Annotated in this window: 16 protein-coding genes and 1 pseudogene; 8 read left to right on the plus strand and 9 right to left on the minus strand. The window is 40.2% G+C overall.

Annotation, left to right across the window (positions count from 1 at the left end):
* Nucleotides 1-9 precede the first annotated feature (9 nt).
* The gene (locus HMPREF2086_RS01955; RefSeq protein ID WP_023927055.1) at nucleotides 10-1383 is read left to right on the plus strand and encodes a hypothetical protein; all 1374 of its coding nucleotides are present in this window, start codon (nucleotides 10-12) and stop codon (nucleotides 1381-1383) included.
* 114 nt (nucleotides 1384-1497) lie between these two features.
* On the opposite strand, the gene HMPREF2086_RS01960 is transcribed toward HMPREF2086_RS01955, so the two are convergent.
* From HMPREF2086_RS01960 to exbB, 4 genes are all read right to left on the minus strand, one after another.
* The gene (locus HMPREF2086_RS01960) at nucleotides 1498-2772 is read right to left on the minus strand and encodes a lipid A deacylase LpxR family protein (protein ID WP_034560252.1); all 1275 of its coding nucleotides are present in this window, start codon (nucleotides 2770-2772) and stop codon (nucleotides 1498-1500) included.
* Between the two features lie 151 nt (nucleotides 2773-2923).
* Nucleotides 2924-3637: an energy transducer TonB gene (locus tag HMPREF2086_RS10590; protein WP_023927057.1), complete on the minus strand. Its 714-nt coding sequence runs from the start codon at nucleotides 3635-3637 to the stop codon at nucleotides 2924-2926.
* Nucleotides 3603-3983, minus strand: a complete 381-nt coding sequence (gene exbD, locus HMPREF2086_RS01970) for a TonB system transport protein ExbD (protein WP_023927058.1) — start codon at nucleotides 3981-3983, stop codon at nucleotides 3603-3605. Before exbD ends, HMPREF2086_RS10590 begins: the two co-directional genes overlap by 35 nt.
* 96 nt (nucleotides 3984-4079) lie before the next feature.
* Nucleotides 4080-4505: a TonB-system energizer ExbB gene (gene exbB / locus HMPREF2086_RS01975; RefSeq protein WP_023927059.1), complete on the minus strand. Its 426-nt coding sequence runs from the start codon at nucleotides 4503-4505 to the stop codon at nucleotides 4080-4082.
* A gap of 453 nt (nucleotides 4506-4958) precedes the next feature.
* On the opposite strand from exbB, the gene nhaA reads away from it, so the two are divergent.
* Entirely contained in the window at nucleotides 4959-6935 is a 1977-nt protein-coding gene (gene nhaA / locus HMPREF2086_RS01985) for a Na+/H+ antiporter NhaA (protein WP_023927060.1), read from the plus strand.
* Between the two features lie 176 nt (nucleotides 6936-7111).
* On the opposite strand, the gene HMPREF2086_RS01990 is transcribed toward nhaA, so the two are convergent.
* Genes HMPREF2086_RS01990 through HMPREF2086_RS02010 form a run of 5 tightly spaced genes read right to left on the minus strand, consistent with a single transcriptional unit; the run spans nucleotide 7112 to nucleotide 12990 of the window.
* Complete coding sequence (locus tag HMPREF2086_RS01990) at nucleotides 7112-7909, minus strand: metal ABC transporter permease (protein WP_023927061.1); 798 nt, start codon at nucleotides 7907-7909, stop codon at nucleotides 7112-7114.
* A complete protein-coding gene (locus HMPREF2086_RS01995; protein WP_023927062.1) occupies nucleotides 7902-8816 on the minus strand; it encodes a metal ABC transporter ATP-binding protein in 915 nt (304 codons plus the stop codon). Before HMPREF2086_RS01995 ends, HMPREF2086_RS01990 begins: the two co-directional genes overlap by 8 nt.
* A gap of 34 nt (nucleotides 8817-8850) precedes the next feature.
* Nucleotides 8851-10311: a nickel/cobalt transporter gene (locus HMPREF2086_RS02000; protein WP_023927063.1), complete on the minus strand. Its 1461-nt coding sequence runs from the start codon at nucleotides 10309-10311 to the stop codon at nucleotides 8851-8853.
* 30 nt (nucleotides 10312-10341) lie between these two features.
* Nucleotides 10342-11283 carry a metal ABC transporter solute-binding protein, Zn/Mn family gene (locus HMPREF2086_RS02005; protein WP_023927064.1) on the minus strand — a complete coding sequence of 314 codons (942 nt, stop codon included), beginning with the start codon at nucleotides 11281-11283 and terminating at the stop codon, nucleotides 10342-10344.
* A 9-nt stretch (nucleotides 11284-11292) separates the two neighbouring features.
* Nucleotides 11293-12990, minus strand: a complete 1698-nt coding sequence (locus HMPREF2086_RS02010) for a hypothetical protein (protein WP_023927065.1) — start codon at nucleotides 12988-12990, stop codon at nucleotides 11293-11295.
* Nucleotides 12991-13408: 418 nt separating this feature from the next.
* Between HMPREF2086_RS02010 and HMPREF2086_RS02015 the strand changes: the two are divergent.
* The 6 genes and pseudogenes from HMPREF2086_RS02015 to HMPREF2086_RS02040 all read left to right on the plus strand — a co-directional run bounded on the left by HMPREF2086_RS02015 (nucleotide 13409) and on the right by HMPREF2086_RS02040 (nucleotide 18958).
* Nucleotides 13409-14075: pseudogene (locus HMPREF2086_RS02015) on the plus strand (DNA-methyltransferase).
* The gene (locus HMPREF2086_RS02020) at nucleotides 14072-14980 is read left to right on the plus strand and encodes a Dam family site-specific DNA-(adenine-N6)-methyltransferase (protein WP_023927067.1); all 909 of its coding nucleotides are present in this window, start codon (nucleotides 14072-14074) and stop codon (nucleotides 14978-14980) included. The pseudogene HMPREF2086_RS02015 and the gene HMPREF2086_RS02020 overlap by 4 nt, the downstream one beginning before the upstream one ends.
* Entirely contained in the window at nucleotides 14973-16625 is a 1653-nt protein-coding gene (locus HMPREF2086_RS02025) for a hypothetical protein (protein ID WP_023927068.1), read from the plus strand. The genes HMPREF2086_RS02020 and HMPREF2086_RS02025 overlap by 8 nt, the downstream gene beginning before the upstream one ends.
* 202 nt (nucleotides 16626-16827) lie before the next feature.
* The gene (locus HMPREF2086_RS02030; RefSeq protein WP_051397636.1) at nucleotides 16828-17796 is read left to right on the plus strand and encodes a DNA adenine methylase; all 969 of its coding nucleotides are present in this window, start codon (nucleotides 16828-16830) and stop codon (nucleotides 17794-17796) included.
* A gap of 12 nt (nucleotides 17797-17808) precedes the next feature.
* The gene (locus tag HMPREF2086_RS02035; protein ID WP_023927070.1) at nucleotides 17809-18411 is read left to right on the plus strand and encodes a GIY-YIG nuclease family protein; all 603 of its coding nucleotides are present in this window, start codon (nucleotides 17809-17811) and stop codon (nucleotides 18409-18411) included.
* A 196-nt stretch (nucleotides 18412-18607) separates the two neighbouring features.
* Entirely contained in the window at nucleotides 18608-18958 is a 351-nt protein-coding gene (locus HMPREF2086_RS02040) for a Fur family transcriptional regulator (protein WP_023927071.1), read from the plus strand.
* Nucleotides 18959-19112 lie beyond the last annotated feature (154 nt).

Genomic DNA, 19112 nt, shown 5'->3' on the forward strand with positions numbered 1-19112 from the left:
AAATCATCAATGAAATACCTAAAAATATTATGTGTGCTACTTGTATTTTGCACTCAAACCAATCTAGCACAAGAAATATCAACCCCCACAAAAGAATCCTTTCAAGAAATCTCTAAAGATTCTAGCCAAAACCTAGAATCAAGCAATGAAGCAAATAGTCAAAAAAGCCTAGAATCGTTTGTAGAATCAGCAAAGAGTGATGAAACAGACACAAAAGATAGCCTAGAATCACAAAATAAAACACAAGATTTGACACAAAATCAAATACAAACAAGCTATTCCCCCCCCCCCTCTAGCACCACACAAAACACCACATTAGCAAAACCAACTATTTTAAGCCTGCTTTATAATGCGGGGTTTGACTTTCTTTTGGATAATACCGAAAACACAAAGTTGCTTTCGTGGGATACGCGCACACGCTATGCTTTGCGACTAAGTGGCGAGATTGGGCTTGGGATTTTTGATTTTCATAGAATCTTTCTTGGTGGATATGGCTTGCAAGATATGGGGCAAAAGCGCGTTTTTAACGCAGGAGGTGGGATTTATGCCTACTATGCTTATGAGAGAGAGCATAAGATAGGCACATTTGGTGGGACATTTGGGATATTTCCTCGCAAAAAATTACTAAAAACCTATCCGCGAAGTTTTTTTAGAGATGATTTTTTGTTTTTCTCCCCTGCGAGCAATGGCGCATTGCTACAATACAGCTCGCCAAAGGGTCGCGACATAAAGGGCAGGGCAGAGATTGTGCTTGATTGGTTTGGTGGAAATCTAGCAAAAAGAGATGATGAATTTTTCTTGCTTTTTGGGAGTGAAGTTTCATTTTTTGATAGCCTAAATCTAGGGCTTGATACGCTAGTGTTTCACTTCAAAAATAGCGATGTGCTAGGCAGGGGAGAGAGTGTAGCTAATGATGTGCATTTGCTTGATAGGATTTTGTATAATGGCTATGTGGAGGTGGATTTTAGGGGGTTTGTCCCTAGCTTTAAAAGGTATTTAGACAAAGCGCAAATAGGATTTAGCGCACTTGGGCAAATAGAGCGCAAACGCAGACTAAGTGGCAATGAGCCTTTTTATATCGGTGCGGGATATGAAGCAGGGTTTAAGGCGCAGTATAAGGGATTTGGCATAGAGGAGAGTTATTATTTTGGCAAGCCACAGATGAGATATTTTGGGCAATATGGCGAGCAGCTTTATGAGGGGTTGCCTTTGTATCAAAAAGAATTTAATCGCGTGAATGCTTACTACCTCTATAAAAATAAATTTTTGCGTGCGCAAATAAGCCTTATTTTTTATACATTTGGCAGGCAGCTAGCCACACAGCAAATGCTGACTTTTAGTATAGATACAGATAAAATCACTAAGCCAAAAGTGCTAAGGTAGCTTGCTATCCAAAGTAGTTGGGACTATGGCTTTGTCATTTTTGTTTGGAAATTTTGTGAGAATCGCTAGCAAAACACTTCCAAATCCTAACACCAAAAAATACTAGCCCAAAATCTAAAAACTAACCCCAAGCAAAATGCTTCCAAAAGTGGTAGGCATATCTTGGCTTACAAACTCTTTTGTGCGAGTGATAGCACTATATGACAAAAAAAATCGCTTATAATTTAGGCTAACACCAAAGATAAATTCGCCTACGCCATTGTATATCTCAATATCCTTGCGCGGTGAAAAGGAGTTGCCTTGTAAAAATATATTGCGCACCACAGCGCGAATACCTAAGCCTACATAACCCTCTATGCTAAAGCCATAGCGATTTGGCAGTGTGCTTACAAAGCCAGAATTTATATGAGGCATAAGAGAGTTTGCAGACAAGTTGTAGCCTACCCGTGCGATTAGGTTTGCTTGTGCGTGGGATTTGGCATTGCCAGCTGCAAAACTCACTTGAGGCATAATATCAACAATATGCTTGCTTTTTTCATACACTTGTGGGATACTAAAAGAGGCGCGATAGTAAAGATTGAAAATGCCCTCGTTTTGTAGCTGTGTGTCCCAGCCTGCTAGCTTTTTTACATTTCTTGCTTCGTGGATAGTGTCTTGGGCTTGTTTAGCAAGTGCTGCTTTGCCAACTATGCCTAGTGCTACTTCAAACTGCTCTAGGATATACTTGAAGCGATTTTGAAGCATAATGCTTGTATATAAAAATCCTCCATAAGGGTGGTCGCTTTTTGGAGGGGGGTTTGAAAATCTATCTTTGGGTGCATACATTTCTTGAGATAGGCTCACTCCAAAAGAAGTAGCAAAATCAGCTTCTTCCCCCAAATATCTGCTAAGTGCCTTGGGAAAAAATGTGGGCGCGGAAATCGCGTGCATAAATGTATAAAATCCTTTGTTTGTAGGCTTTTGTAAATCTTTGGAATAAAACTTTAGTGAAATGCCAGCAGTGTAGTATTTGTCAATGTGTGGGTCAAAGTTTGAGTCGTTTTCATAGATAAGCAAAAGTGTGTGTTTAGCCCGAGTGTTTGGAGATGGAATCACTTCGTTTTGCTTGTAAGTGGAATCACTTTGCTGTGCTTTTGTGTCTAAATCTTTTTTGGGCAAATATTCTTGTAAGTCATCTTTTTGTGCTTTATCTAGCCCAAATGCACTAGAATCATTTGCGCAAGCACATACATTACTTTGATTTGGATTTTTAGCCGTGCATTTAAGTGCTTCATCTAGCAGGGCTTGATATTCATCTTTCTTGGCGTTTTTTTGCTCACCACAAAAGTGCGCACTAGATTTTGCCACACACATAGCAAGCAAAAGAGCAAAATATTTTTTCTTTCGCATTTTTTCCCCACAAAATTAGACTACACACTTAAGGCACGACTAAAACCACGCGCAAATCACATAAGCAAAAAATTATAACAAGCTAAAGGAAGCATATCGTCATTATTTTTAAGGTATTTGAAAGCATTTGGATTTTTAGGTATTTGGCTGTCTATTTTTGCTCTAGATTATAGTTTACTTCGATTTTTAGTCGGACGACTTTTTGGGGTTTGGGGAAGTTTTTGTGCGCTTCTAGCACGCTTTTTAGGGCTTGCGTGTTTAGTATATCGCCTGTGTTGGAGCGGTAGACTTTGAGGTTTTTTATCTCTCCGTTTGGCTCTAAGATAAAATCCACCCACACACTGCCTTGCATTTCGCGGATTTGGGCTAGTCTAGGGTAGTGGTGTTTTTTGCGGATTTCGGCTTGGACTTTTTGGTAGAATTCATCGCTTATCCCCTCATTGAAAGCTAGGGATTCATAAGTAGAGCCTTGAGAATCTTGGTTTGAAGTGGATTTAGATTCTAGCTCGGTTGGGATTTCTTTGCTATTTATTTCTTGGCTAGGATTTTCTTGGCTTTGCTCTTGTAGCTCTTCTAGTGGGATTGGGTGCTTGCTTTTGTGGTGTTTGTGGTGCTTTTTGTGATGTTTATGGTGTCGTTTGTGTCGGGGCTTGGTAGGGGTGGAGTAGGCTTTTTGATTGGCATTTGTGTTGATACTTGCTAGGCTCATTGTGATTTGGGCTAGTCCTATTTCTTGCAGGTTTTCACTTCTATCAAATACGCCCAAAATCCCCGCTACAAGCCCCAAGTGAAATATCACCGAGCTAGCAAACCCTATAAATGCAGGCGTTTTAATCTGCTTGCGCAGAGATAGAAAAATTTTCATGCCCTTTGTCCTTTAGTATGCCTATGATTCTCACAAAGCTATCAAATTTCGCATCTTTGTCGCTTTTGACTTCTATCATTTTGTCATCTTTGGTTTGGTTGATTATTTGCTTTATCGCGTCAAAATCCTTTTCCTCATCATCGACATAGATTTTATTATCAGCACTTATTATGATAGTTAGCCGTTTGTCATCAAGCTTTTTTTCGACTTTATCAGCTTGGGGGAGATTGATAGGGATTGCCCCTTGTGCGATAAAAGTCGATACACTTAGCACGATAGCAAGCAATACAAGCATAACATCAATAAGCGGGATAACATTTAGTCCATCTCGGCGGTGTAGTTTCATCTAGGATTCTCCTAAGGGCGGTTATTTGATAGGTGTATTTTGCTCTAGTTGCGTCAAATAGTTAGTCAAGACAAAAGCGTGAAAATATCGCAAAATCTAGGATTTTTTATATGCTTTGTAGCGATTTAGTAGCACATCTACACGGCGCAAAAGTGCGTTATACACGATAAGTGTGGGGATAGCTACTACTAGTCCTAGAGCAGTGGCTTTTAGTGCTAGGGATAGCCCTACCATTATGCTTTTTGCATCGATTCCACCGCTAACCCCCATATCATAGAAAGTTATCATAATCCCAACCACCGTGCCCAAAAGCCCGACATAAGGGGCATTTGAGTAAATGATATAAAGTGTGGTTAGGTTTTTGGTAAGCGATTCTTCAAGCGCGTCAATATCTATAAACACTCGCACATCTACGCGCCAAAAATACAGCACCCTCTCAATGCTAAACCACAATGAAAAAAAGCTCATAAGCCCTAGCACGCAAAAAATAATCGCATCAATATGCGCTCGTAAAAAGTCCATTTTGTTACCTCTCTTTTGGATTTTGTCTTTAGTTATTTTGTCTTGTTGTTTTGCTTAGTTATCTTGCTTAGATTTTGCTTGGTTTGCGCTTTTTGCCTTGCTTTTTGGATTCTAGTTTTTCTCATTTTTGGTATCAAAAAGAGAATAGCTTTTAGTATCTAGCAAATGTGAAGCGAATGTTAATGTATTTTTCCTAATGCGCAAATAAAACTTGCATAAAATTTGCTTAAAAAGCATAGCAAAGCCAAATACAGCTCCAAAAAAGCCACAAAACACTAAAAATAGCGCGAAAACTGCCAAAAGATTAGCCTTAATCACTTATAATTGCGCGTGTATTGCGCCACTATATTTCATAAATTTTACCTAGCTTATTTACGCAAAAATACCCCATAAAAGCACGATAAACACGACAATAATGCGCACAAGTCAAAAAGCCGACTAAAAGGTAGCAAAATGCCCAAAAAATCTATCAAAAGTGAAAAATCTAAAAAATCAAGCACGCAACCTAGCGATTTGGCAAGTGATTTTGCAAATGCGCAAGCTTATATAGAGCAATCTTGGGGGGAATCTGCTGATTCTAATAATCCTAAAGACGAACTATCAAAATTATCAAAACCTGCAAAATCCACAAAAAAGAAAAAATCAAGTGCCGATGAAGTGGAGGGATTGTATGATTTAGATGATTTTAGAGAAGATTTTGTGGGTGATTTTGCTAGCTCGCAAGAATCACAAACTCCTAAGGATTTTCACCAAGACTTAGAGCAAGAATTTGAAGATTTTGAGGATTTGCAAGAGTTTGAAGAAAGTCTTAGTGCTGATTCTACACAGCCGAAGTTGCCATATTTTACGAGGGTTAGCAGCTCTGTGAAAGGCTCGCATAGATTTGGCAGTGGGCATAATATCAATGTCAAAGATAGGCTAAAAAAAGGGCTAAACACCTTTATCAGCCACGAATCTTTCAGTGGTGTTTTGCTATTTTTCTGCGTGCTTTTTGCTATGGGCGTGGCAAATTCTGCATTTGCAGAGCAGTATTTTGAATTCCAAGAGCTAAAGCTAGGAGTGTTTTTTGGCGAGGGCAAAGCTGGAATGTCGATTTTGCACTTCGTAAATGATGTGGCGATGAGCTTTTTTTTCTTAATGATTGGCTTAGAAATGAAGCGCGAGATTCTCTATGGTGAGCTAGCAGGAGTGAAAAAAGTCATTTTTCCTATGCTAGCCGCACTTGGTGGAATCATCGTGCCTATTGGAATCTATCTGTTTTTTAATCACGGCACGCCATCAGCTGTGGGATTTGGCGTGGCGATGAGCACGGATACGGCATTTGCACTTGGTGCGATACTTTTTCTAGGCAAGCGTGTCCCGCTAAGTTTGAAGGTGTTTTTGGTTACGCTTGCGGTGGTTGATGATTTGGGTGCGATATTTGTCATCGTCATTTTTTATACGCAACAGCTAGATTTTGCTTGGCTTATCATTGCGCTTATTATCCTCTCTGTGCTTGTGTATTTCAATCAGCAAGATACGCGCAAAACCTCAAGCTATTTGTTTCTTGGTGTGTTACTTTGGATAGCTGTGTTTAATAGCGGAATCCACGCAACCATAGCCGCTGTGCTTCTTGCTTTTTGTATCCCGGGTCGTTCAAATGTCTCTGATAAGGCGTTGCAGGCTTTGCGAGAGGAGCTAAAAAAAATCACTCATATCACACAAAGCGGGCGAAACTTTTTTGAGACGCATAGCGATGAAAGTAGTGGATTTAGACAGACTTTGGAGAGTTTTAAAAAGTTTTTTAGCTCCAAAGAAAGCGAGCGGACATTTAACATAAAAGAGCAAAGCCAGCGCGTGCAAATCCTAGAATCTATCGCCAAATATTCTCACGCCGCGCAAAACCCGCTATTGCAGCTTCAGACGGTTTTGCACCCTCTTTGCTCTTATTTTGTCGTGCCGTTTTTTGCGTTTGTAAATGCGGGCGTAAGGGTGGATTCTAGTATAAATTTTGATTTAGACCACATATTTTTGGGCACGATTTTGGGGCTGGTGGTGGGGAAACCTATCGGGATTTTGGTGTTTTCTTTTCTTGGTGTGAAGCTAGGGGTTGCCACTAAGCCAAATGATTTGTCATTTGGGCAGATATTTGCCACAGGGTGCTTAGCGGGGATTGGCTTTACGATGTCGATATTTGTGGCAAATCTCGCTTATGACCACGAAGATGCTATCGTGCTATCTAAAATCTCTATTTTGTATGCTTCCTCGCTTGCGCTTATCATCGGGATTTGTCTTTTGTATTTCTTCACAAAGCCAAAGGAGCAAGTGCTTTTGATAGATTCTAAGATGGGCTTTGACTCTAAGCAGGATAAAGATTCTGTGCTAGATTCTGCGTTTGCCAAAGAGGGTGCAAAAAGCTATATAAAAGAATCGCCACATAAGCAAGCGTGAGATTGAAGCCATTTGGCGATATATTTCAGCATATTTTGCGCATTTTTAGTCATATTATTTTTTTTGTAGGGCGTTATTTATGAGATTGTTTGGTGGCTTTTGGTAAGTTTAGGTTGGTTTGCGTGTTGATTTTGTCCTAGCATTGATAGTGTGTATAATGAAAATTAAGAGTTTAGCTACTTCACTAGCGATAGCACAAAGCCCACACACGCCACGATAATGATACTTGCGCCACTTGACATATCAAAGACATAGCTTAGACTTAAGCCACAGATACAAAAAATCACGCTTAAAGCACAAGATAAAATCATAATCCCGCCTAAAGTGCGAGCAAATCGCTCCGCGATAAAGCAAGGAATGCTAAGCAATGCAAGGACTAAAATAAGCCCCACCACGCGCATAGCTACCACCACGCACAAAGCTATTTCACACACAAGCACAAAGTGCAAAATCCCCGTTTTCACACCCTTTAGCCTTGCAAACTCGCTATCAAAGCTAAAGGCTTCAAACTGCCGATAAAGCGCGACTATGCTAAGCACAAATATCACATCACACACCGCCATAATCCACAAATCCTCTGTGCCAATCGCCAAAATATTGCCAAATAAATAGCTCATCAAATCCCCGCCAAAATCTGTGCTTTTATCCACCAAAATGATTCCAAAAGCCATACCAAACGCCCAAATCACGGCGATGATATTATCGCTTCTATGCGGATAGAACTTGCTAAGAATCGCTAAGAGCAATGCCAAAAATAGCGCAAATCCCGCCGTGCTGACAAACATAAGCGCACCACCAAGTCCCAAGTAAAACCCAAGCCCGATACCACCAAAAGCCCCGTGCGTAATCCCTCCAGCCATCGAAAAGAGCCTATTTATCATCACAAGAGTGCCGATAATCCCACACGCGATACTTACTAGCACCGCACCCAAAACCGCATTTTGCATAAAGGCAAATGATAGAATTTCAGGCATTTGTATCCTTTGGTGGATTATTTTGTGGGCGTGATTTTGGCGCATTATGGGGATTTTGTGATTTTGGCACTTTAGATTCTAGAGAGATTGTCGGCTTTTGTAATTTTTGCGCATTTGATTTTAGTGTAGGATTTTGCAACAATGAATCACACATATTTTGCGCACATAAACCCGCACTCATTGATATAATCCTGCGATTTAGACACATAATCAAGCTAGCATATTTCCCCACCAAGTCCAAATCGTGCGAAATGGTGATAATCCCCACACCACTCTTGTGCAGCGATTCTAAAAGTTCAAAGATTTGCTCCGAGCTTTCCCTATCCACACTCGCACTTGGCTCATCTAAAATCAGCAATTTGCACCGCCCGATAAGCGCACGAGCGATAAAAACGCGTTGCCTTTGCCCTCCGCTTAAATCAGCGATTTTCTTATCCCAAAGGTTCGCCACACCGACTTTTTCTAGCACTTCAAGCGCACGAAATTTATCGCTTTTGCTATAAAAGCCAAAGATTTTCTCCCCCACAAGCCCCATTAGCACGCACTCTAAGACGCGAATAGGGAAGTTTGGATTTGCCTGTGTGCTTTGGGGGACATAGCCTATATCCTTTGTAGCGATGAAACGCGTGATAGTGTGCGGATTTGCGGGACGCAAAATGCCTAAAATTAGCTTTATAAGCGTGGATTTGCCACCGCCATTTGCCCCCGTGATAGCCAAAAACTCGCCACTATCATAGATAAGATTGATATTTTCTAGCACGAGATTTTGCGTGTGATTTTGTGTGGGATTTTGCGTAGAATCGGTAAAATCAAGCGCGGAATCTTTTGTATTATCTATGAAATTCACGCGATTTGTGCGATTGCCACCATAAGCAAAGCTAAGATTTTCTATCCTAAAAAGTTCCATACATACTCCATAAACTCCACAAAATCACTAAAAATTAGAGCACACCAGCATTGGCAAACATAAAGATTCCAAGACAGAGCATACAAATAAGCGCGAAGTATTCTAATGCGCGTGAGATAGTCTGCGAAGTCGCACTCAAGCGGACTTTATGCGCAAAAATCGCAGAGATAAACACCACCGCACTCATTCCAAGCGCAATACAAATCGCGCTTAATAGCGCACTAAAAAATCCTGCCTCAAAGCATAGCAATAGCACGATTATCATCGTAGGGCAAGGCACAATCCCCGCTGCGATTATCGCGCTCCATTGAGCAAAGTCAAATCGTTTTGCTTGGTTTTTTGGCTCATTTGACTTGTCGCTACTTGCGCTTTTTGATAGATTGCAAGTTTTGCACTCACACGCGCTAGAGTGTCGCATTTTTCTAACAAGCAAGATACAAGCTAGTAGCACAATAATCACGCTAGAAACTTGCGTAATGATGATATTTGCTTGATTTGCAAGGCTTTGAACTACAACTTTTAGCACAAAAAGCCCAAGCCCCACTAGCAAAAACGCGCTTAAAATATGCACAACCCCAACTTTTAGAGCAAAACTAAAAGCCTTTGAGTAAGAGCTTTTGTGAGAGAGAAAATATGAGCTTGTAAGGAGCTTTGCGTGTCCGGGAGCAGCTGCGTGAAACACACCATAGCCAAAACTTATCGCCACAAGAAAAAGAATGCTAAAAAAGCTTGTTTTGCCTTGCTCATCGTATATATAGGATTTTATGTTTGATAGGATTTTTGCATTTAGTGTTGCTATTTTTTGCCACAAATCACTTCTAAGGTTTTGCCAAAATGTTTGTTGTGATTGCTTGGCAAAATCGCTTGCTAGATTTTGCGTATTTGGATTTTGGCTAGAATCTAGATTTTTAGATTCTAGCCCTTTTGTTTCTTGCTCTCTAAAAATAATCACATTATCAATGGTGTTGCTTGCCCACAATCTTTCATTAAGCATAAATGTTTTTTTGTGCTGTGAAAATGTGAAATTAAAAAATCCCTCGTTGTCATTGACTTGGAAGCTAAATGTGTTGGCATTTTGCAGGGGCAACTTGATTTTGTAGCGATAGATAAGAAGTGTATCTCTTATAAACATTTCATCGCTTTGCAGTGTAAATTTCGCCCTCTCTAGCTTATCGCCTTGCTTGATAAGTGCTTTTGTAAGCTGCGCTCTAGGGAGGATATAGCTTGTTAAAGACTGCTTTATTTGTGTTATTTCGCTAGGCTCTATCACTCCATTAGCGTTTTTATCATAAGTGTGAAACATCGTTTGGTTAAATTCTTTTTCAAACTCCCATTCAAAAGCTACTATGGCATTAGGTTTTTTCCCACCTTTAGAGGTTTCATCAAAATCAATGCTTATCACATTTACAACGACATTTGGGATATATGCCATACAAAGCGCGCAAGAGTAGATTTTAGATATTGCTAGTCCAAAGCAAAAAATAAATCGCCACATTTTATTAAGTCTATTTTGCTGCGTTGCCACTTAGTTTTGTGCGATTTGGCGAGCGATTTGTAGCATTGTTTTATCCCATTCTCTGCTTAAGTGATGTAGTTCTATGACATTTGCGCTTATTTCTTTGGCAAGCGTTTTTGTGGCATTTTTGGCTAGTCCTACTTGCACAAAAATCGTGCGGATTTTTTCTTTTTTGGCTAGATTTATAATCGCTTGCAAATCCTTTGCCTTAGGCTCTTTGCCCAAAATCTCCACAGGGATTTGCACCAAATCATAACGTCTTGCAAAATAGCCTAGACTTGGGTGATAGATGATAAATTTTTTGACCTTGCTTGTGGATAAAATCTGTGAGATTTGCGCGTGCAAAGAATCTAGCTCGGCTTCAAAATCCGCTAGATTTTGCGCGTAAAATTTTGCATTTTGCGGGTAGATTTCACTTAAATGTTTTGATATATTTTTGGCGATTGCTTTAGCCAAAATTGGGTCAAGCCAAATATGTGGGTCTTTGCGCTCATTTTTGTGAGAATCGCTGCTATGCGCGTGAGAATCGTGGGAATGATGAATGTGCTTTTTATGCAAATCGTGGGCGTGATTGTGCTCGTGGGAATCGTGCAAATGCGCGTGATTGTGCTCGTGGGAATCGCGCATTTTTTCTACCCCCTCACTTATGTCTATGATTTTTACGCTACTAAATTTTTGGCGTAAAATCTCCTCTAGCTCAAGCCCGATAGTGAAATACACCGCACTTTTTTGCAAAGCCACCACTGCGCTAGGTTTAAAATCTAGACTATGCTCATCACTATTTGGCGGGATAAGTATATGTATATCTGCTGTGTCTTTAGCGATTTTCTCCACAAAGTAGGCTTGTGGTGGGATACTCACAGATATGGTAGGCTTTTGAGAGCCAAAGGCAAAGCTAGCGCATAAAATCTCGCCCAAAATCACACATAAGAACCTATAAATCACACTCATCGCTTCCTCCTAAAATCTCCACTGCATATACGCCTTGCCAAAGCTGCGATTGAGCGTGGATTCGCCCGCGTGCTTCTCTAGCATAAACACCCCTATACCGCCTATCTCAAACCCATAAGAAAACGCATATCGTAGCCCAAGCGAGAATGCGCTTTGCACCCTAGCAGAGCTCCTACTATCGCGCCCCATAGCCTCAAGCGCGAATCGCCTCTCTTTACCAAATCGCGCTCCCACAAAGCCGTAGTAAGTGTTTGTATGCGCGTCATAGGCGTTGCTTGTGTGGCTTCCGCTGTGCATAAGCCCCGGGCGAATCACGCCAAATCCCTCGCCCTCGTGCGCCTCAAAGCGCGAAGTTGTTTCGATATTGGCTATCTCAAAGACACGCGCCCCGATATGCTGAAATCCCGCGCCAAAATACACCAAATCCTTGTAGCCAAACTCCTGCTCAAGCAGGGCAAAGTAGGTATCGCCTCGATTGCTCGTATCTAGGTGTCCGTGCCCATCTTCGCCGTTGTGATTGTGCTCACCATTGCTGTGGTCGTGTCCTGCGTGGATTCTTGCGTAGTTTGAGTATAAAAACGCGCTATGAGCAATCGTCTTGCTACGCCATTTTGTGCTAGAGTGCGAGGCTAGAGTATCCGCGCCAAACCCCACATCTAGCACGAATTTCGCTCCATACACACTAAAAAAGTTGCTCAAATAATACGCATAGGGCTCAAAATGTAGCCTTGTATCTTGCGCTAGCCCAAAGGAGAGATTTACCCCGCCCGCGTAGAGATTTTCGCCCGTGTAGAGGTGCTTGTAGAAGTCAAAGTCCGAGCTAAATTCTCTAGTAATGTCTGCGTGCTCATTTACCCAGATTCCATAGATTTGCGCAGAGTGTGGAGTGCGCGCACCAAAGGGCAATGTCAGCCGTGCAAACACCCCTTGCAGCGAGTGTCCTACCCACTCTAGCTCTCTCTCAAATCGCCCTGCTAGCACCTCGACACTTAGCTTATCAAAGTCCTTTATGTAGCCTAAATATGCGTTGTTTGCGACAAAGTTTGAGTTTATGTAGGTATAAGCGTTTGCCTTGTCTGTGTAGAAGGGCGCGTAAGCCACCGCGCCAACGCCGAGTGTCAAGCCATTTAGCGCGGTGTGAGAGTGCGCAAAAGGCGTGCTTTGCAGTAGCACACTTGAGTAAAGCATCGCGTAATTATCGCGGTTTGAGTTCTCTGCTTTGCTTGCTAGGGCTGAAGATTTACCAAAAATGCCAACCCTCGCACTAAGGCTAGCAAAGTCTGAAGTGCGACTGTGACCGTGCTCGTGTAGCTCATAAGCGTGCAAATAGTGATAGCGACTTGTGAAGTGGCTCGCAGGGTGGCTGTGATTGTCGTGGTTTGAATGTGAATCTTGCGAGTTATTTAAGTCATTGGAATCGTGGGATTTGTGCGAATGGCTTAAGTCGTGTGAATCGCTTAAATCGTGGGTGTGGCTAGAGCTACCGTGCGCGTCATTTGAGCTGTGAGAGTGCAAATCGTGGCTAGAATCTCTAGAATCTAGAGAGTTTTGCGCTTGATTGATAGCTTTTGTATTTTGCACTTTTTGTGTGGCTTGTGGATTTTGGGCATTTGTCGCGTTTGGGCTGATACAGAGCGCAAAAGCACAAAGGCTTAAGTGAAGGAGTTTTTGCGTGTTTTTTGGTGTATTTGTCGGTGCGTGTTTCATTTGCGAAATCCTTTTTTTGTGATTTTTAAAATTTAAAACGCGCATTATATATATTTTTTCCTTAAATGCAACTTAGTTGCAAAACAAAAATCAAGTTGCTTAAAAAATCAAATTTTAAGTCGCTTGATTTTATGTGAGTTTATGCGAGGTTTTTGTAAAAAGTTTTGGACAAAAAGCCAAAAATAATGCAGTCAAAATGCGCTAGGATTTTGCTAGAATTTTGGTGATAAAATTGCTAAAATACAAAATCTAAAAGCCACGAATAAATGGAAATGACAAAATGACAACAGCACTAGCTAAGCACAAAAATTATACTGACCTTGAACCACATAGCGACTCATCTTTGGCAAGCACATCGCGATTAAAAACCCCAAACCTTAGCTTTGCAAATTGTGATTACAAAGAGCTTATCGCTGATATGCAAAAGCAAGGTTTGCAAGTGGATTGTATCCTAACCGACCCGCCCTATAATATTTCGCGCAAAAATAATTTTACTACAATGGGCAGGGCGGGGATAGATTTTGGCAAGTGGGATTATGGATTTAACCAAAGCGAGTGGATAAAGCAATGTGCGCCATTGCTAAAAAATGGTGGCTCAATAATTATTTTTAATGATTGGAAAAATCTATCATATCTTGTAGAGGCACTAGAATCGAGTGGCTGCGTGATAAAAGATTTGCTTCGGTGGGAAAAATCAAACCCTATGCCTAGAAATGTAAATGCGCGGTATGTTATGGATTTTGAGTGCGCTATTTGGGCGGTTAAAGGCAAAAAGCGTTGGGTGTTTAATAAGCCTAAAGACATATCTTATCTTAAAGGTGTATTTAAAGCTCCTGTGATTACGGGGGGGGGGGGGGAATAAACGCCTACACCCGACACAAAAATCCCTAAAAGTATTTGAGGATATTTTACATATCCACACTAATGAAAACAATCTTGTTTTTGACCCATTTAGTGGCTCTGCTACTACCGCAATAGCTTGTCTCAATCTTAATCGTAAATTTATCGGTTGTGAGATAGACAAAGACTACTACCAAAAAGCACATAATCGAATCGCTAATGCGCTACAAAAGGGGAGAAAATGATACTCTCCCCGCTAAATTATGTAGGCAACAAAGCAAGAATCCTAAAATCTCTCATTCCATTATTTCCACGAGACACGACAACTTTTGTAGATATATTTTGCGGTAGTGGTATCGTAGGGCTAAACGCAAAATCCAAACAGCTTATCCTAAACGACAAAGAATCACGCATTATTGACTTATTGCGCTATTTTCAGAGCAACTTGCTAGATACGATTTTGGGCGAAGTAGATAGCCTAATCGCACAATACAATCTCACGGATTCAAAATCAAAGCCCAAAGGATTTTATAAAATCCACAAAAACGAAGGCTTATCACGGCACAACAAAGAGGGGTTTTTGGCTTTGCGAAAATCCTATAATGCAAATCCAAGTGAGGCGAAATTTTTTGTGCTAATTTTGTTTGGGTTTAATCACTTTGTGCGATTTAACGCGCAAGGTGCGTATAATGTGCCTGTTGGCAAAAGTGATTTTTCGCAATTTCAGTATAAAAAGAGTGTTGCTTTTATCAAAGCATTACAAGAGAAAAATATCACATTATTAAATATGGATTTTAGAAATAGTGCGCTGTATAAGGAGGGGGATTTTTTCTACTTTGACCCGCCGTATTTGATAACACAAGCCCCTTACAATGCTTCTTGGAATGATAGCAATGAAAAAGATTTATATGAGATTTTGGATTTTCTTGATTCAAGAGATAAAAGATTTGCATTCTCAAATGTGCTTGAATCTAATGGTAAAAGTAATGATTTGCTAAAACAATGGAGCGCAAAATACCACACTACTTTTATGAAGCGCGACTATACAAATGCAAACTATCATCGCAAAAATTTAGGCACAACAAAAGAAGTGCTAATCACAAACTACACAATTATAAATCATTTTACGCAAGGCAACAACAATGCGTAAGAATACATTTAATATATTTAGCTTTGATACAACCATTAGAAACCCGCAACGCAATATCGATTTTTTGCAAATTATCGATAAGATTGATGGCAAAGTGCTAAATGAAAAAAGTTTGCTTATTTATTGGTATGAAGCCATTGGCAAAGGGATTTATAGACCGCAAAATATAAATGCTGAGATTAGAAACAAACTTTTAAAGGGCGAGAGTCTAAGTGAGAGTGAAATAAAAAGGATTATGCAAGATAATCCGCAAAAAGTGCAAAATGGTTTTGAGGGCAGAGCAATAACGCATTTTAAGGCATTGCACTCACAGCTATTGCTTATATATGATTCACAATCAAAAGTCGTGCGTATTAGTAAGTTAGGCAGAGAATTGCTAAACCACCCTTATGATGTGCAAAATATTTACACAAAAATACTGCTTGGCATTCATTTTGGCTCACCTATAAGAAAAGAAAATAATCGCGCAAGGGTGTTTCTCAATACGATTTTTGTGATAGATTTGCTGAAAAGAGAGTGGGGTAAATTAGAGAAAGAATCAAAAGGGATTTTGCGCCACGAATGCGTCTTTGTGCTTGGAATAAAAGATTGTGATTACACAAAATGCGTGAGCGAGATTCTCACATACCGCGAAATGTATGGATTAAAAGAAAATAGAGAATATATAGAAAATTATTGCGTAAGCAATGACTTAAAACATTTGAAATATGACACAATAAAAACTTATGTCGATGAAGTGTTTCGCAAATTTGCAATGAGCGGACTTATCATTGCGCGTCATAATTACTATGATTTTTCTAGCTTTGAATCCAAAAAGATAGAAGCGATTTTGCAACATTACAAAGATTATACATTTATGGAATTTAGTGATATTTATGAATATATTGATTTTGCTTACAATATTACATTGCCGTGGATAGAAAATAATGAAGTGCGCAAACAAATCGCCACACAAAAGGCAAAAGAATTGCATATATCATTGCAAGATTTAGATTTTAATGATTTAACTTTGCTAGAAAACAAACTCAATCAAACATTTTATCAACAAGCACTGAAAAGCAAAATAGAAGTAAGCCAAATAGACACACTGCTAAATGAACTGCGGATTTTAGCATCTGGGGCGCAAGAAAAATCTAGCCTTGATAATATCCCAGAGCCACTGCGCTTGGAGTATTTACTCGCCCTTATTTTAGGCAAAAAATATGGTAGCAAAAATCTAGAATCAAACCTTATCTACAATGAAAATGGCGAACCACTATCCTACGCCCCTGCGGGAAAGGCGGATTTGCTCTATGAAAATTTCTCTTTTGAAGCCACGATGATAAAAAATCGCAATCAACAGCTAAATAGCGAAACCACAAGCGTAGCACGGCATTTTTATGAATCAAAAAAGCAAAATACGCTCGAGCAACGCGCTATGCTTATCGCGCCATATATTCATTGGGATGTCGCGCTATTTTTTAAATTCTGCGCCAAAGAGTTTGATAGCAAGCTCGCTCCTATTAGCATTTCTAGCTTTATTACGCTTATAGAAAAAAGTGCGACATTTAGCGAGTTTAGCACGAATTTTGATAGGCTTTTTGTGGATAAACTTTTGCGCGATAAAACAGATGCGTATGTCGATAGTGTGAATTTTGTGAGATAGTATAAGATGGATTTTGTGTGCGAGGTGTGATAGGTAGCAATATGCCAAATTTTGCTTACATAAAATATGAAAATTTCTAGTTATCTCAAGTTTGTGGGTTTTGCAAATGTCGCTGGTAACATTAAGCGAGATTTTGTATAATTTTGGCATTTAATTTTTAAGGAATGTCGTGTCAAATTTGGCTTTAAATCCTCCTCAAACCTTGCAAACTTCACAACCCGCACTTTTTGATTTAGACACTAGCGAGTCATTAGCACAGCGCAAGGCGCGGTTTTTGCATTCACTCAAAGGCAAATCCCTCGCTTACAAACGCTACACCAAATCCCCCTTGCGCTATGGCGGTGGCAAATCCCTAGCCGTAGGGCTCATAATCGAGCATTTTCCAAATGATATAAAGCGCGTAGTAAGCCCATTTATCGGTGGTGGGAGCGTGGAGGTGGCAAGTGCGCTAGAGCTAGGCTTGGAAGTGCGGGGTTTTGATATTTTTGATATTTTGGTAAATTTTTGGCAGGTTGCAATCGCTGATTGTGGCGCACTTCACACCGAGCTAGAGAATCTAGAGCCAAGCAAAGAGGTGTATGAGAAAATCAAAAATGAGCTAAAAGCGCATTATAAAAAATTCTCGAATCTTGATAACCTAAATTTGGCGCGGGATTATTATTTTAACTTCAATCTTAGCTATGGACCGGGGTTTTTGGGGTGGATGAGCAAAATCTATGAGGACACAACGCGCTATAAAAATATGCTTAAAAAATTGCGCGATTTTGGGGCGCATAAGGGGGCGCAAAATCTAAGCGTAGAGTGCGAAAGCTTTGAAGCGGTGTTTGAGAAATACAAAGATGACTTTTTCTACTGCGACCCGCCCTATTTCCTAAGCGGGGATAGCAAAATGTTTAAGGGAATCTACCCTATGCGTAATTTCCCTATCCACCACAATGGCTTTAAACACGAGCTTTTGGCGGAATTGCTACGCACACACAAAGGGCGGTTTATACTAAGCTACAATGACTGTGAGTGGGTGCGTGAGGCGTATAAGGGCTTTAAGATTTTAGAGCCAAAGTGGCAATATACAATGGGACAGGGCGAAACGCGAATCGGCAAAAACCGCATAGAGCGCGGGGATACAGATAATATCAAACAAAGCCACGAGCTACTAATCATCAAAGAATAAAGGCGCGAAAAAATGAAAATTAGCGAAGTAAAAACGGCGTTTAAAATCGCTGATGTGGAGTTTGTGGCGGGTAGCACAAAGCTAAATTTTAATTACTTAAAAAATCTAAAGGACGAAAACGGCAAGGCATTGCCACAAAGTATTTTAACCCAAAATGTCGCAAGGGTATATCTCATCGTGGTTGATGGTGTGATAAAGAAAATCGGCGGTTCTCAAGCAAAAGGAGGCATAAAAAATACTTTGGAAATTTATCGAGACGGTGGCGTAAAAGGACGCCCAGCTATTCGTAGCTATGGTGTATGGTATTTTTTGTATTACACAATTTTAGAGGGCAAGAAAATCGAATTTTATATGATTTACCAAGAGAATTTTGAAAAGGAAATCAAAGGGCTTTTTGGGCTAAAGAATGTGAAAAACGCCTATATTTCTTACAAACTCATCGAGGAATGCTGTGTGGCGGACTATTTGGCGTGTGAAAACGGCAAACACCCTGATTGGAATGTGCAAGAGCAGGGCAAAGATTGGCCACTAGAAATCAAAAATGAACACGCCCAAATCCAAAAGAACGCACAAAGCAGAGCTAAAAAAGTCATTCGCAAAGAAGTGAAGCGATAAGGTTTTGGCAAAATTAAATATATAAGACAATTATAGGTTATCCACAATTTGCAACTTTGTTGTAAAAATTCCGCCACAAAAACGCATAAGCAAAATGCAAATTTGCTATAATGCGACTTTAGCAAAAGCCACAAATTTGCTTTAATGCCACAAGGTGCTTCTAAGCGGTGGCGCACTCACATACTAGGGGATATAAATGGATTCTGTCTCTTTGCTAAAGCAAAGCAATATCGCAATCACGGATTTACGGCTAGAAATGCTAGAGATTTTGCGCCTAAATCACAAGCCTTTGAGCTTTGATGAGTTTCACCTCAAGGCAAACAAAACCACTTTTTATCGCAATATGGAGCTATTCGAGGAGAGGGGCATAGTCATAAAGACAAACTTGGAGCGAAAGAGCTACTATGAGCTAGCCCAAGATGCCAAAGCGCACTTCATCTGCGATGTCTGCCACAAAATCACGGATTTTGCACTGCCTAAAAGCACGACACCAAATGGCAAAGTAAAAAGCCTAGTCGCACACGGAATCTGCAATGAGTGTGAGTGAAAAAACAAATATGCTACAAAGCAAGTTTAGACAAAAGTAGATAAAGCAGTAAGCCAAGATAAGTCAAATACAAAAAAAGCCAAAAAAAGATAATCACAAAAAGATAGCTAAAAATAACGCAAAATCTAAAAACCAAATTCCCCTTAAAATAACC

This window comes from Helicobacter macacae MIT 99-5501, assembly GCF_000507845.1.
Classification (GTDB): domain Bacteria; phylum Campylobacterota; class Campylobacteria; order Campylobacterales; family Helicobacteraceae; genus Helicobacter_B; species Helicobacter_B macacae.

What these genes read in the sequence shown, in the direction of transcription:
- HMPREF2086_RS01960 (WP_034560252.1), bottom strand. Translation starts at nt 2,772, where the DNA reads ATGCGAAAGAAAAAATATTTTGCTCTTTTGCTTGCTATGTGTGTGGCA.
- HMPREF2086_RS10590 (WP_023927057.1), bottom strand. Translation starts at nt 3,637, where the DNA reads ATGAAAATTTTTCTATCTCTGCGCAAGCAGATTAAAACGCCTGCATTT.
- HMPREF2086_RS01955 (WP_023927055.1), top strand. Translation starts at nt 10, where the DNA reads ATGAAATACCTAAAAATATTATGTGTGCTACTTGTATTTTGCACTCAA.
- HMPREF2086_RS02010 (WP_023927065.1), bottom strand. Translation starts at nt 12,990, where the DNA reads ATGAAACACGCACCGACAAATACACCAAAAAACACGCAAAAACTCCTT.
- HMPREF2086_RS01995 (WP_023927062.1), bottom strand. Translation starts at nt 8,816, where the DNA reads ATGGAACTTTTTAGGATAGAAAATCTTAGCTTTGCTTATGGTGGCAAT.
- nhaA (WP_023927060.1), top strand. Translation starts at nt 4,959, where the DNA reads ATGCCCAAAAAATCTATCAAAAGTGAAAAATCTAAAAAATCAAGCACG.
- HMPREF2086_RS02000 (WP_023927063.1), bottom strand. Translation starts at nt 10,311, where the DNA reads ATGTGGCGATTTATTTTTTGCTTTGGACTAGCAATATCTAAAATCTAC.
- exbD (WP_023927058.1), bottom strand. Translation starts at nt 3,983, where the DNA reads ATGAAACTACACCGCCGAGATGGACTAAATGTTATCCCGCTTATTGAT.
- exbB (WP_023927059.1), bottom strand. Translation starts at nt 4,505, where the DNA reads ATGGACTTTTTACGAGCGCATATTGATGCGATTATTTTTTGCGTGCTA.
- HMPREF2086_RS02005 (WP_023927064.1), bottom strand. Translation starts at nt 11,283, where the DNA reads ATGAGTGTGATTTATAGGTTCTTATGTGTGATTTTGGGCGAGATTTTA.
- HMPREF2086_RS02035 (WP_023927070.1), top strand. Translation starts at nt 17,809, where the DNA reads ATGAAAATTAGCGAAGTAAAAACGGCGTTTAAAATCGCTGATGTGGAG.
- HMPREF2086_RS01990 (WP_023927061.1), bottom strand. Translation starts at nt 7,909, where the DNA reads ATGCCTGAAATTCTATCATTTGCCTTTATGCAAAATGCGGTTTTGGGT.
- HMPREF2086_RS02040 (WP_023927071.1), top strand. Translation starts at nt 18,608, where the DNA reads ATGGATTCTGTCTCTTTGCTAAAGCAAAGCAATATCGCAATCACGGAT.
- HMPREF2086_RS02025 (WP_023927068.1), top strand. Translation starts at nt 14,973, where the DNA reads ATGCGTAAGAATACATTTAATATATTTAGCTTTGATACAACCATTAGA.
- HMPREF2086_RS02020 (WP_023927067.1), top strand. Translation starts at nt 14,072, where the DNA reads ATGATACTCTCCCCGCTAAATTATGTAGGCAACAAAGCAAGAATCCTA.